Origin of the sequence: Bacillus alkalicellulosilyticus, from assembly GCF_002019795.1 — a bacterium.
Lineage (GTDB): Bacteria > Bacillota > Bacilli > Bacillales > Bacillaceae_F > Bacillus_AO > Bacillus_AO alkalicellulosilyticum.
The window spans coordinates 626,725-641,233 of the sequence record NZ_KV917381.1; the positions used below are offsets into that span (position 1 = coordinate 626,725).

10 protein-coding genes are annotated in these 14,509 nt (G+C 36.9%); 4 read left to right on the plus strand and 6 right to left on the minus strand.

Translation table 11 applies throughout. The features are described from left to right. The first annotated feature begins 226 nt into the window (after positions 1 to 226). From BK585_RS03115 to BK585_RS03130, 4 genes are all read left to right on the plus strand, one after another. Positions 227 to 4,066, plus strand: coding sequence for a S8 family serine peptidase (locus tag BK585_RS03115; RefSeq protein WP_139367484.1), 3,840 nt, complete (start codon positions 227 to 229; stop codon positions 4,064 to 4,066). Positions 4,067 to 4,197: 131 nt separating this feature from the next. Next, positions 4,198 to 4,392 (plus strand): YwbE family protein, encoded by a 195-nt coding sequence (locus tag BK585_RS03120; protein ID WP_078551761.1) that lies wholly within the window; start codon positions 4,198 to 4,200, stop codon positions 4,390 to 4,392. 331 nt (positions 4,393 to 4,723) lie between these two features. Then, positions 4,724 to 4,924, plus strand: a complete 201-nt coding sequence (locus tag BK585_RS03125; RefSeq protein WP_078551763.1) for a cold-shock protein — start codon at positions 4,724 to 4,726, stop codon at positions 4,922 to 4,924. Positions 4,925 to 5,077: 153 nt separating this feature from the next. After that, a complete protein-coding gene (locus BK585_RS03130) occupies positions 5,078 to 5,518 on the plus strand; it encodes a HEAT repeat domain-containing protein (protein WP_245805772.1) in 441 nt (146 codons plus the stop codon). 82 nt (positions 5,519 to 5,600) lie between these two features. On the opposite strand, the gene mmsB is transcribed toward BK585_RS03130, so the two are convergent. The 6 genes from mmsB to BK585_RS03160 form a co-directional block, all read right to left on the minus strand. Beyond that, on the minus strand, positions 5,601 to 6,764 hold the full coding sequence (gene mmsB, locus BK585_RS03135) for a multiple monosaccharide ABC transporter permease (protein WP_078551767.1): 1,164 nt from the start codon (positions 6,762 to 6,764) through the stop codon (positions 5,601 to 5,603). Position 6,765: 1 nt separating this feature from the next. Continuing rightward, on the minus strand, positions 6,766 to 8,298 hold the full coding sequence (mmsA, locus tag BK585_RS03140; protein WP_078556583.1) for a multiple monosaccharide ABC transporter ATP-binding protein: 1,533 nt from the start codon (positions 8,296 to 8,298) through the stop codon (positions 6,766 to 6,768). A 450-nt stretch (positions 8,299 to 8,748) separates the two neighbouring features. Next, the gene (gene chvE, locus BK585_RS03145) at positions 8,749 to 9,816 is read right to left on the minus strand and encodes a multiple monosaccharide ABC transporter substrate-binding protein (RefSeq protein WP_078551769.1); all 1,068 of its coding nucleotides are present in this window, start codon (positions 9,814 to 9,816) and stop codon (positions 8,749 to 8,751) included. A gap of 641 nt (positions 9,817 to 10,457) precedes the next feature. After that, positions 10,458 to 12,002, minus strand: a complete 1,545-nt coding sequence (locus BK585_RS03150; protein ID WP_078551771.1) for a response regulator — start codon at positions 12,000 to 12,002, stop codon at positions 10,458 to 10,460. Further along, complete coding sequence (locus BK585_RS03155; protein WP_078551773.1) at positions 11,995 to 13,455, minus strand: sensor histidine kinase; 1,461 nt, start codon at positions 13,453 to 13,455, stop codon at positions 11,995 to 11,997. The genes BK585_RS03150 and BK585_RS03155 overlap by 8 nt, the downstream gene beginning before the upstream one ends. Next, entirely contained in the window at positions 13,439 to 14,419 is a 981-nt protein-coding gene (locus BK585_RS03160) for a sugar-binding protein (RefSeq protein ID WP_078551775.1), read from the minus strand. Before BK585_RS03160 ends, BK585_RS03155 begins: the two co-directional genes overlap by 17 nt. Positions 14,420 to 14,509 lie beyond the last annotated feature (90 nt).

Sequence of the window (14,509 nt, forward strand, 5' to 3'; positions counted from 1 at the left end):
ATTTTTATAGAGGAAGGAAAATTAAGGGTTTATCACAAATAATTGTAAGCGTTTTCGTTAGTGATTATAGGGTGTTTTCTGAAGAAAAACCTTGAATTTAAGAGAATTTATGCGGATTTTGTCGAAAGAAATAATTTCAAACGAGAAGGATTTATTTTAAATTGTGTTGTATTTTAACTTGGAACAAATTAACAGGAATTTTATTCCTAGAGGAGAAGATGAACAAGTGAAAAAAGGGTTAAATGTTTTGTTTAGCCTGTTACTCCTTGCCAGTTTAGTGCTACCTTCATCGGTAACTGCTGCAACAAGTAAAGTAACGGAAAAAGAAGAAGTCCACCAACAAGTATTGGAACAGCTTGGCGTTGGCAAAAATCAAGTGAATGCTCTTTCGGTGTCAAAAGACAAAACAAACCCAAAAGAGGACTTTGAGGAAGATGTACTTATTGTAAAATACAAATCTTCCATTTCAAAGTCAGCTCACACTAAGATGGGTACTACGTTAGTTAAGAAAGTTGGAAACTTGAACTATGACATTGTTAAAGTTAACAAAGGAAAATCGCTTGAGAAGGTAGCAGAGAAGTATGCTGAACGCACAGATGTTGTCTCCGTTTCGAGAAGCGCACGCGTTCAAAAATTATCCGTTCCAGATCAAAAAAGAGATCAAATGTATCACCTAGATACGCTGAAAGTAGATAGTGCACAAAAGCTAGCTGGAAAGAATAAAGTCAAAGTAGCTGTAGTAGATTCGGGAATTGATGTAAAGCATCCTGAGCTAAAAAATAAAGTTACTTATAATTATAGTGTTCAAAACCCTATGAAAAAAGGGGTGCCGGATTTACATGGAACACATGTAGCGGGAATCATTGCTTCCGAAAAAAATAATGGCGTTGGGGGATACGGAGTTAATCCAAATGTTAGTATCCTATCCATTGATGTTTTCGGACACAGTTGGTATGCAACGGACTATACAGTGGCAGAAGGAATCCTTCAAGCTGTAAAGCAAAAAGCCCAAGTTATTAATTTAAGCTTAGGAACATATTATCCATCACCTATTTTAGAAGATGCGATTCAAAAAGCAGTCGAAGCTAACATTACAGTTGTTGCAGCAGCTGGAAATGGCGGAGATGAAATGAGACTTTATCCTGCGGCTTATCAAGGCGTTATTAGTGTAGGGGCAACTAATAGTAAAAATGAGTTAGCTGAGTTTTCAACATTTGGACCGACTGTAGATATTGTTGCTCCAGGTGAAGGTATTTATAATGCGGCGTACGATTATGATAAAAAATCATCGTATATGACACTTGATGGTACATCAATGGCTACACCTATGGTTACAGGAGTAGTATCATTGCTTTTATCGAAAAATCCAAATTTAAAACCACATGAAATTCAATACATTTTAAATAAAACTGCTAAGGATTTAGGAGCAAAAGGCTACGATACAACTTATGGATTTGGATTAGTCAATCCAGTTTCAGCATTGAAATTTGACACAAAACAAATACCTAAAACAACATTTCTAACAGAGAAACAATTATCAACAAAAGCTAAAAAAATTACGGTAAAACCGAGCACTTCTGTAACTGGACAAATCACAAAACTTTACCAAACAGATTGGTACCGTTTTGATGTGAAGGAAGATGAATATGTTCAGTTATTGTTAAAACAAAAATCAAAATATGACTATATGTATGACTTTTATTTCTTTGCAAAAGGGGACTCTGAACATCTAATCAAGCTAAAGGTCGATGACCAAAAGCGTGGAGGATCAGAAGGGTCATTATTCCAAGCACCTCTCGATGGTACGATTGTGGTTGGTGTAAAAGATGCAACGAAAAAATATAATGAAAAAGCAAGTAAAACATATACGTTAACTGCTGAAAAATTTAATGAGCTACCAACAGATGGAATTAATAAATGGAATCAAGTAGAAATTGATGGATTCCCATTCAATTCCAAATACGACTTTGGAGACCTTTATTTTTCTAAATCACCATATGTACCTCCTGTCCAAGAAGAACCTCAAGAACCAATTGAAGAGGAACCGATTGAGGACGAACCCATTGAGGACGAACCAATTGAGGATGAACCAATTGAAAATGAACCTGCAGAGGACGAAATCATAGAAGAAGCGACCGACAGTGACGAATCAAATGGCGAAGTGGCTACAGAAGATTTAGAAACGGAAGAGTCAATTCAAGAAGAAACGGTTGTTGAAGAAACGCTAGAAGAAGGAAACGAAGGAACAGAAGAGCAACTTGAGGATGTACCGGCAGAAGACTTACCGAGTGATGAAACACCTGCTGAAGATTATCCAATTGAGGATGACCCGTACGAAGAGTACCCTACAGAGCCAGAAACAGCTTGGAATAGTGATTATTTCACATTTACGATGCCAGAAAATGATAATGGCAAGCCTGAAACTGTACGAGTGAAAACATCAAGTGTTCCTGGAATCGATATTATGTTAAAAGTACATGCTGTGTATGAAGAGTATTGGGAAGAAGAAGATGAATTTTACCGAGAAGAATATTTAGAGGACTATAAGGATGAATTTGGATTTGGTAGTGCAGAAGAAATTACATTTAATGCCTACCCTGGTATGACATATATCATTGAAGTAACCAATGATCCAACTTTTGAAATGTGGGATTGGTGGGGTGAACCGTTAACAATTGATGAAACGAGAAATTATTCATCAACCATTCCATATGAAATCTCTATCGAAAGCAAAACATTACCTAAGGATGAAGATAACTTCCCTAATGAAGAATACGAAGAGGAATATGAGTATTCTGACGATATGTTTGCTTTATCTAAAGAAGAGAATAAGCCTCTTCAATCGATAAGACAGGAAGTAACAGCTGCTTGGCATGATGAAGAGGATTATATCAACAGAATTAAAGAAGTAGCATTACCTCATAAAGAAGGAAAAACATCAAGCGGATATTTCCAATATTGGGGCGACGAGGACTGGTATTCATTTACACCAACTCGAAATGCGTTCTACAGATTTACACTAAATAGTGAGGGGATCACACCTATATTTAATGTATTTAGTCTGAATGAGTTAACAGGAGAATTAGAATATATTAGTACCAACGAAGGATATGATTATGAGAATGATCGTTGGACTACTCAAGATACGATTCATATAGGAGTAAAAGCAAATAGAACATATTACTTAGCACTAAGTGATATTAACTATCGTCCGAGTTTTTATGAGTATAGTTTTACAAGTGAGTTCGTAAGACGTACTCCAGTTGACAAACAAGAAGATAATGATTCGTTTGAAGAGGCAAGACCGATTAGTGAAGGAAAGATAAGCGGGAATTTTGCACAAACAGGAGATGTCGACATCTTTTACTTCAAACCGAAGTCAACTGCGATTTATGGATTTAACGTTAGTCCAAAAACAACAACAACCCTTAAAGATGTACCGGAACAATTAGTCAAACAGACTGACCCAGATGTCGTCATTATTGAAGACTCAAACGGGAATGGCAAACTTGACCCTGAAGAAGAAGGCAATACCATGGTGTTTGTAAATGGTTGGTCAGCAGAAGAAGAACGTGGAGCTTTTAATGGCAAGAAAAAAGCAGGCTACTTTATTGTTCTGTATAACTACCTTTATGAAGGTTCTGTGCTTGGATATGACTTTACTCTTGTCAACGCGACAGCAATGGCTGACGAAGATAAGGGAAATAAAGTGAAAGACAATATTCCTTCTAAGCCGGTTACAATTAAAGCGAGTAAAGCTGGAAACTTCACAGCTACTGGCAACATGAACGTAACAAGCAATAAAGGCGATACAGATTTCTTTAAAATTGTGGTTCCTAATAAACGTACGTATGATGTGTTACTATCCGTACCAACAGATTTAGATGGCAAAATCACCATTTATAATTCTAAAGGGAAAAAGGTAACCTCAAAGGACGTATATGGAGCGGGAGATGCAGAGAAATTCTCGGTTTCCTTAAAGAAAGGAACGTATTACGTAAAAGTTGAAGACTATCATGGGAATGCGAGTATTTCTTCCTATAAGTTAAGTATGAAAAAGAAGTAAATAAAGAGTAATTGAGGCCGGGACAAAGGTAAAAATACCTTTTATCCCGGCCTCATTTCATGATCGTGTTATTCCGGAGCACGTAAGGTATAATATGTTACATAACTAACATAAAAGGGGTTTTATATTGTATGTCTGGAACAAAAAGGGATTCCATTAAAACGGGGCTTAGAGTAAATGTAGTGCAAAAACAGGATCAACGAACAGGTAAACTTACAGAAGGTGTCGTTGCAAAAATATTAACGAACTCTGTGACTCACCCACATGGTATTAAGGTTAAACTTGAAGATGGTACTGTAGGAAGAGTAAAGGATATTCTGCAGTAGAGAACCCAGCAGCAAGAAGGCAGTGTTTACCGTTTGTACCAAGAAAGAGTGGTGAATATGTCCAGATTTTCCTTCGACTGTTTAAGAGATGAAGTATAAAAACTTGAACATCGTACAAAATAGGAAGGAGCAATAACTAAGATTATGTAATTGCTAAAAAAAAAGTGGAGTTTATTTGCTTTTCTATAGTTAGTTCTGTTATGATATAGAAGAATTATTTTTGTTCGGTTCTGTAAGGAAAGAATAAGTGTTTAAACTTTTCGCCTTTGATATCTAATTGAGCAACTATAGTAATAAAAAGTGGAACATATCCACACAGGAGGAAACAAACATGCAAGAAGGTACAGTAAAATGGTTTAATGCAGAAAAAGGATTCGGTTTCATCGAAATCGAAGGAGGAGAAGATGTATTCGTACATTTCTCAGCTATCCAAGGCGAAGGTTTTAAATCTTTAGACGAAGGCCAACGAGTTTCTTTTGAAACTGAGCAAGGTCAACGTGGGCTTCAAGCTACAAACGTTAACAAAATCTAATCCCACAAAAAAGGACTCTGTTTACAGAGTTCTTTTTTCTTTTCCTATTTTTTTGTGGTTATTTACATACACCATTGTCAGTTATCGTATGACAATGGATTTCTAGTGATAAAATAGAAAATGGACAAGTTAGATAAAAAGGAGACTGTAAAAGTGAGTTCAAATGAAAGTAAACAAGCGCTACCAGATAATTTTGAGACATTGAAAAAATCAATAAACCGTTCTTCCAACTGGAGAGAGCGATTGGATGCTGTGGAAGAGCTAGGAGAGTGGAAAACGAGAGAGACGATTGAGTTATTAAAACATAGCTTGAAAGGTGATCCTGTTACAACCATTCGAGAAGCCGCTTACCGAAAACTTCAAGCCTTAGGTGAAAAGGTATCTCAGCCTGAACCAATCCAAGGAGACTTGATTAAAGATACGAAGAAAGTGTTAGTGCGAATTAAGAAAAGTCTGCCTGCCGATCATTCATATCATGATTTTAAAGAAAAAGTGAAAAAGATGAGAATTGATTTATATGATACGTATGAAGGTGAAAAAGGCGTAGAGTTTGATAAATGGTTAGAGAATTTATGGGTCACTTTACGTACTTGATAGCGAAAATAAGTGGTGGTGTTTGTAAAATGCAACTAAAAAAGATAAGCCACTTAGTTTAAGGGCTTATCTTTATATGTGATTATGATTTTCGTTTATTAATGATATCAAAGGCTACAGCCATTAATAATACTAAACCTTTAATGGCTTGTTGCCAGTCGATACCTAGACCAAGGATAGACATCCCATTGTTCATTACCCCCATAACGAGTCCACCGATAACCGCTCCAATGACAGTTCCAATTCCACCATAAGCTGAAGCTCCACCGATGAATACAGCTGCAATCGCATCTAGTTCGAATAGTGTACCAGCACGCGGGGTAGCGGCGTTTAGGCGAGCCGCAAAGATTAAACCAGATAATGCTGAGAGCACTCCCATGTTTACAAATACACCAAATGTGACTTGTTTCGTTTTAATCCCTGATAGTGAAGCTGCTTTCAAGTTTCCTCCGACTGCATAAATGTGACGACCAATAATTGTTTTCTTCATGACAAATGTGTATACAACGATTAGAACAAATAAGATGACTAAAATATTTGGGATTCCACGATACATAGCTAATACGTACGTAAAATAATTGATAACAGCAAAGATTCCGACGAGCTTTGCGTAAAACAAACCTTTTGGAAGGACATCAAATCCATATTTTATTTGATTTCTTCGTGTTCTAAATTCTAGTGCGATTAAAATAAGTGAAATGATAACCCCAACCGCGATAGAAAAAAGGTGAAGGCTTCCGCCACCGAGAAAATCAGGAATAAAGCCAGTACTGATTCGTTGGAATGACTCAGGGAATGGAGCAATCGATTGTCCCTTTAATGCGACTAGGGTTAACCCTCTAAAAAGTAACATCCCCGCTAAGGTTACAATAAAGGCTGGTATACCTACATAGGCGACCCAGAAGCCTTGCCAAGCCCCAATGAGGGCACCAACAAGTAAGCAAATAGGAACCGCAAGCCAAGGGTCCATTTGCATATTAATCATTAAAATCGCGGATATCGCACCTATAAAGGCGGCAATCGAACCAACTGATAAGTCGATGTGTCCGGTAATGATGATTAGTACCATTCCGATTGCAAGAACTAAGATGTAGCTATTTTGAAGAATAAGATTTGTTATATTTAACGGTTTTAAAAGGGTCCCATCGGTAAGAATTTGAAAAAGTAAGGTAATCAATACTAAAGCGATAACCATACTATATTGGCGCAAATTGTTTTGAACAAGATTTGTTAAGGAATTTTTCATGTTAGTTCCCTCCAGATTTCGTCATCAATTTCATTAGGTTTTCTTGTGTCGCTTCCGATTTACGGATTTCTCCAGTGATCGCACCTTCATTCATTGTATAAATACGGTCGCACATTCCGATAATTTCTGGGAGCTCAGATGAAATAAGCAAGATCCCTTTACCTTGACCGGCCAATTGATTAATGATCGTATAGATTTCATACTTGGCACCAACATCAATGCCTCGTGTAGGTTCATCTAAAATAAGGATTTCAGGCTCAGAGAACATCCACTTGCTTAATACTACTTTTTGCTGATTGCCACCACTTAAGTTTCCAACGGTTTGTGTGACATTGGGTGTTTTGATATTCATTTTGTTGCGGTAGTCCTCAGCAGCTACAAACTCTTCGTTTTCATCAATTACGTTGTTTTTAGCAATCTTTTTTAAATTTGCCAAGGTGATATTTTGCATAATGTTATCAATGAGAATAAGCCCGTATTCTTTTCGATCCTCACTTACATAGGCAATACCAGAATGGATCGCTTTATTTACATTTGGAAGGTTCAGTGGTTTTTCATCTTTATAAAGCTCTCCGGTTGTTTTTGTCCCATAAGATTTTCCGAAGATACTCATCGCAAGCTCAGTTCTACCAGATCCCATAAGACCTGCAATCCCAACAATTTCGCCACGGCGAATGTGCAAATTAACATCCTTTACGATTTGCCTGTCATTTTGAATAGGGTGATAGGTGCTCCAGTTTTTTACCTCAAAAAAGGTTTCTGCTATTTTCGGTTCTCTTTCAGGATAGCGGTTGGTTAAACTACGACCAACCATTCCTTTAATGATGCGGTCTTCTGTTATATCCGCGGTATCTAATGTTTCTATCGATAGTCCATCACGAATAATGGTGACTGAATTGGCAATCTTTTTTATCTCGTTTAATTTATGAGAGATGATGATGGCTGTCATGCCTTGGTTTCGTAATTCAATAAGTAGATTCAGTAAGTTTTCACTATCTGTTTCGTTTAGTGCAGCCGTCGGCTCATCTAAGATAAGTAGTTTCACATTTTTAGATAATGCTTTTGCAATTTCAACGAGTTGCTGCTTGCCGACACCAATGTCTTTAATTAACGTATGTGGAGACTCCTTTAATCCTACCTTTGTAAGGAGATCTCTTGCTTTACTAACCGTTTCATTCCAGTTAATAACCCCTCGATGAGCTATTTCATTTCCGAGAAAGATATTTTCAGCAATCGAAAGTTCTGGGATGAGGGCTAGTTCTTGATGAATTATTACGATGCCAAGCTCCTCACTTTGCCTAATATCCTTGAATTCACATACTTGGTCATTAAATAAAATCTCCCCCTCGTAGGAACCAAAAGGGTAGACACCACTTAATACTTTCATTAATGTTGATTTTCCGGCACCATTTTCACCGCAAATCGCATGAATCTCGCCTTCAACCACTTTGATGCTGACATCGTCTAGTGCTTTAACACCAGGGAATTCCTTTGTAATGTTTCTCATTTCTAATAAAATTGACTCTGTTTTCATTTCCTCACGCCCTCTGTTATATGAGTTCATAGTGATGGTTCACCTTCTTTAAAAAGTAAGAAAAGACGGATTTGGAAGGCGCTGTAAAAAGTTAAAACCCGAACTTTTTCAGTGCCCTTTTGGTTTGCCGTTTTCCTTATCTGAAAACCTATAGCTTCAAACGATAAAAAATGCCATTGATACGTTACATTCCCTTATGTTTAAGAACATCACGATGGCATTCTAGTAGAAATGAAACGTACGTTACGTAAGCTATAGCATTTCTTAATAGTTTGCAGAAAGGAAGAGGTGATTTCTTTATATATAAAAGGAGTAATGCGCGTAGCCGTTTCATTTTTTAAAAGCCTGCTACGAGAGGATTTCTCATAGCAGGCAGGCAACGAGTGGAGCCAAAAAACCAAAGGCATTAGATTTTCAGTGGCTTCTTAATTACTTCTTTTTTCTAGCGGCTTATTGAAGTTGTTCTTCTGTAAAATAACCACTATCAATAATGATCTCTTTATAGTTGTTTTCATCAACATAGACAGGCTCTAGTAAGTAAGAAGGAACTACTTTTACGCCATTGTCATACGTTTCCGTGTCATTTACATCCGCTTCTTCACCTTTAAGGATAGCTGTTACCATTTCAACCACTTTTTTCGCAAGTGCTCTTGTATCTTTGAACACTGTCATAGACTGCTCGCCAGCAACAATCGCTTTGATTGATTGGATCTCAGCATCTTGACCAGTGATAACAGGTAAATCAGTGTACCCAATGTTTTTAAGGGCTGAAATAATCCCGATAGCTAATCCATCATTAGGAGAAAGAACAGCATCTACTTCTTCATCTGTATAGAATGTACTTAATAGGTTATCCATACGAGATTGAGAGTTTGCAGCACTCCAGTTCATTGTAGCTACAACATCCATACCGACTTGACCACTCTTAACAACTAGTTTGCCAGAGTCAATGTATGGTTGAAGCACTGACATCGCACCATCGTAGAAGAAGTATGCATTGTTATCGTCTGGAGATCCACCAAATAATTCAATGTTAAATGGTCCATCTTGGTTTTCTAAATCTAGGGCATCAACAATATATGTTCCTTGAATAACCCCAACTTTGAAGTTATCGAATGTTGCATAGTATGATACATGCTCTGAGCTTCTAATTAAACGGTCATAAGAAATAACAGGAATGTCAGCATCTGCAGCCATTTGTAAAACGTTTGTTAACGCTTCACCATCGATAGCAGCGATAACAAGTACGTCAACACCTTTTGTAATCATATTTTCGATTTGAGAGATTTGAGTTTCAACAACATCTTCTGCATATTGTAAATCTACTTTGAAATCAAGAGCTTCAAGTTCTTTTACCATGTTTTCACCGTCATATACCCAACGCTCGATTGACTTAGAAGGCATCGCGACCCCAACAAAGCCAGCTTCACCACTACCGCCACCTGTAGATTCTCCTCCACACGCAGTTAGAACAGCTGCAAGTAAGAGTGCTAAAAATAAAATTATTACTTTCTTCACCTTAGTTCCCCCTTGGTACTATTATTTTTGAATACGCTTACATGTTTATCGTAATCTATTTAAAGTTGCTTTTATATGTAAACATATAGCACATATATATGTCTTTCTTTACATATTTAAAATGAAGAAAAAGTGAGGGGGGAATCCAAATGGTTTTATAGTAAAATTTTAAAAAGATAGCATTATTTTAAACAGTGGGAGGATAGAATGAATTGGATGGTTACTTGTAAAAGTGGAGAAGATAGAACCGAAAAAAGGGGCTGGAACAGAACTAGCTAAAACATCTTCACTGGCTTCACTCGCCACAAATCCCGTTGTGAGAACCCACTCACTTCAGCAAGTTGTGAAAAAGGACTCACAACTTGCTTAAAAAGATAGTGGCGGTTTCGCTCATTGCTAAGAGGGTGGGACAAAAGGTTAAAAAAAGAGGCCACTGAAAAAGTACAAACCAACTTTTTCAGAGCCTTTTATTATGGTTGCAATGGCTCCACTCGTTGCTCGCCTGGTACGAGAAACCCACTCGTACCAGGCTTTTAAAAAAAGCAACGGTTACGCACATTGCATCGAGGGCACTGTAAAAGTTAAAAACCGAACTTTTTCAGTGCCCTCTAAAAAAACCTTTTGTCTCACCCTCTCTTTTCTTACCTATAATCACTCGGAGACATTCCTGTATGTTTTTTAAACACTCGACTAAAGTAGTTAGGATCCTTGTAGCCTACTTCATAGCATACTTCTTTTACACTCACTTTTTTTGTTCGCATCAGTTCTTTTGCTGTTTCCACTCGAAGGGCCGTTAAATAGTCAATAAACGAGCTGCCCACACGTGTCTTAAATATTTTACTAAAGTATTGTGGGGTTAGTTCAACTTGTTCAGCGACTTCTTCAAGTGTAATCGGCTTTTTATAATTTTCAGCCATAAATTGTTTGGCAATCAGTAAGACATCTTTTTGTTTTGAATGATACATCGAGTGGATGTATGTCGTAATTCGAATGATTTCCTCTTGGAAGATGGACACGGTATTATAATGCAACAGGTTTCGATTGATGGAAACAGTAATCCCGCAATCAACTAGATGACGACGCATGAGAACTAAGAACTCAGCGACGACCTCTTCAATTGTTTGCTCGGATTGATTGCAATAGGCCAACATTTCATCCATAAAATTATGAACTAGAGTCGCTACACTTTCTAAAGAGCCGGATGTTATCGATTCTAACAATTTTTTCTCAGCCTGATAGGGATAGCCTAGATTGAGTTGATTTCCTTGCTCTTTGGCATGGTGGTTATAGTATTGACAGGTATTTGGTTGTTTAATAGAGGCAAGTGCAAACAATGCCTCATGATAAGACTGTATAAATTTTTCAAGTTCATTATAAGTGCGTCCGATTCCTATGGATAATGAATAATCAGGATAGACGTGATGAGACCTACTAATGATTTCTCTACTACAGGCTATAGCCCGGTCTCGAATATTTTGGTAGCTCCCTTTTTCGGGTAACTGAACGAGAATCGGAAAGCGTCCCATTGTTTGCTCACCAATAAAGTGGTTCGGAAAGATTTGTTCGATTTCTGACTGAATAAAAGAAAGGTATCCTTTTATTTCTTTATAATCAATAAACTTTGATTTTCGGTTAAATTCAAAAACCATGACAAAGCTGTCCTTCTGAAAGGTTTCTTGAACATCCCATTCGATATCTTTGTGATGATGAGAAGACCCCATGAGAATAGAAGTAATGACTTTAGATTGAATCACTGATAAAGCACGACGGTAATTGTCACGCAAGGTGATGTCTTCCGTTCTTTTTCGTTTTTCTGACTCAATCTCGTCTAAGGCCTTTTGAAAAGGAATAATGATTTCCTCGCGAGAACAAGGCTTTAGGATATAATCTTTAACACCAATTTTCATAACTTGGCGTGCATATTCAAACGTATCAAAAGCAGTGACCATAATAATGTAAACAGACGGATTCATTCGCTTCAGTTCTCTGGCTGCCTCAACCCCATCAATACCAGGCATTTTTATATCCATGAAGACGATGTTTGGTCTAAATTCCTCAGCTAATAAAATCGCAGTACGTCCGTTGTCTGCTTCTTCAATTAGAAGATGAGAGAAAGCTTCTGCTATTATTTTTCGCAAACCTCTTCTTTCAAGTCCTTCATCATCGACAATTAATACCCTATACATAGCTATTCCCCTCCATCCCTTGTTTAGGTAACTTTAATTGAATTGTGGTTCCTTTTCCGACTTCTGTATCGATTGAAATTCGTTCATGTGACTGGTAAAACAGTTCTAGTCTTCGTAAGACATTTTTAACGCCTAATCCCGTTGAATGTCCTGTAAGAGAAGATGTGGTCACCGACTTATCAAGCAACATTTGGCTCGTCCTGTTATCCATCCCAATTCCATTGTCCTTGATTTGAAGGACAACATAATTCCCTTCACAATGCCCAACAATCTCAATTTTACCTTTTTGTTCATAGGGCTCAATTCCATGGATAAAAGCATTTTCAACAAGTGGTTGAAGAGTAAGGATAGGCATTCTAAGCGATAGACAATCTTCAGTGATATCTACTGAAAACTCTACTCTTTCTTCAAATCTCGCTTTCTGGATATAAAAATATTCTTGAACGACGCTAATTTCATCTGCTAAAGTGACAGGCTTATCCATGACACCTAAGTTATATCTCAACAACTTCGAGATTGAATTAATTAATTTAAATATGGTTTCTGACCCTTCAATCAATGCACACTTGGAAATGGTGTTGAGGGTGTTAAATAAAAAGTGAGGGTTTATCTGACTTTGCAAGCTTTTAAGTTCCATTTCCTTCACTAATTTATCCTGTTCAGATTTCTCATGTAGCTGTCGAACATGAAAGGCTAAATCGGTTCTCATTTTATTGAATGTCTTTGAGAGAAATCCAATTTCATCGCTCGTTTCAGTTAGTTTGGGACCATCTAGTTTTCCCGCCGCTACTTCTCTTGCCGTTTTTGTTAATTGGTTAATAGGTGCGGATATGCTATTACTAAACAAGTAGGTTGTAAACACACCAACAGAAAAGGTCGCAAACGACATGAAGAATAGCGTAAGTTTTACATCTTCATTTCGTTGGTTCAAGGCATCATAATAAGTTTGAAACATAGAGAGATCATCGTTAAGTAACGTTAATGTCTGGTCCTGAATAAAACCAATTAACATAAACGCTTCTTTTTGACTTTCTGAATAGACTTCAATGTCGTCTTCATGAAAAGAAGAGATCGCTACATCTGTTTCTTCAATAAAACTATCAATCATGTATTGATAGTTTCGAGTTTGTATATAATTATTCTCATTTTGAAAATGAGAGACCAATAAATTTTTAGCATCTATTAACTGGTCACGATTGTGTTTATAACTTTGTAAATCACTTGACTGATTTTTGTTTAAATAAGCATCCATCGTTTCATAGGTTTTCGATGATTTTTGAGAGACATCATTCAATAGGAAAAAGCGTTCTTGGATATGGTTGTAATGCTGCACCGTCTGAGAATAGTTGTAACTGATGAATAGTGATAGGCTAATCATAATGAAGAACAATACAATAAAAAATAACATCAATTTAGCCCGGATAGGAATCATTAGTTTAGTTTTGACTGGCATGGTCTACATCTTCTTTCTTCAGTATTGTAGTGGTTGTGTAAAAATTCTTATTGATGTCTTTTTTCTTAAGAAGACTAATTAACAATTGGACTCCGGTATATCCCATATCATATGGTTCTTGTTTTAAAGTAGCATGAATTTTACCTTTTCTTATAAGAGAGATGGTCTCATCAAGATCATCAAATGCATAGACAAGAATAGAGGAAGAGTGGTTTGCTTTTTCAATACCATCTGAGATTCCGATGCTATCAACGGCACTAGTTCCAAAGATAACTGAAAGGTCAGGATGTTGTTTTAGCATTTGAAATGTTTGTTCTGTTCCTTGAATTTTGTTTAGATTTGAACTCTTAGTCGAAACGACTTCTACTCTGGAATCCATAGCAATCGCATCTTGAAAGCCTTGGATTCGTTCATTTAAGTTATTCGCTAGTAAACTACCAGTAATAATTCCAACCTTGGTAGGTCCTGTTGCTTCTTCCAAGACAAGCAGACCGATGTCATAGCCAGCTTGGTAATTATTTGTTCCGACGTAGGGGATATGATGATTATCTTCATAATCAGAATCTACTAATATAACGGGTATTCCTTTTTCAGTTGCTTTATCAATGACAGCTTCAAATTCATGGGATAAGCCTTGGGTTAAGATGCCATCCACTTTGGAAGCGATCGCCATTTCAAGGAGTTTAATATGGTCTTCAATATTTGTTTGCTTTGTCCCCCAATACTCAATTGTGGCATTGTGCTTTTCTGATGCAGCTTCAGCACCTTTATAAAGAGTCTGTAAATAGTGACTATCTAACTCTTGAACGATAAGAACAAAATGCAATTTAGTTTCATCATGATGTTGACTTGAGATAACAGGTTCATCAAAATAGAGAGTTTGTTGAAAAAAATGATAGGTGAGTAGTAATGAAAGGAGAATAATCATAAGAAATATTGTTGAAATAAAATAATTAGTTTTCATCGCTCACACCCCTCACCAATAATAAAAGCGCTTACATAAAACAAGTATACTATAAAAAGGAAATATTCAAAGTAGGAAAATAAAAGCTTT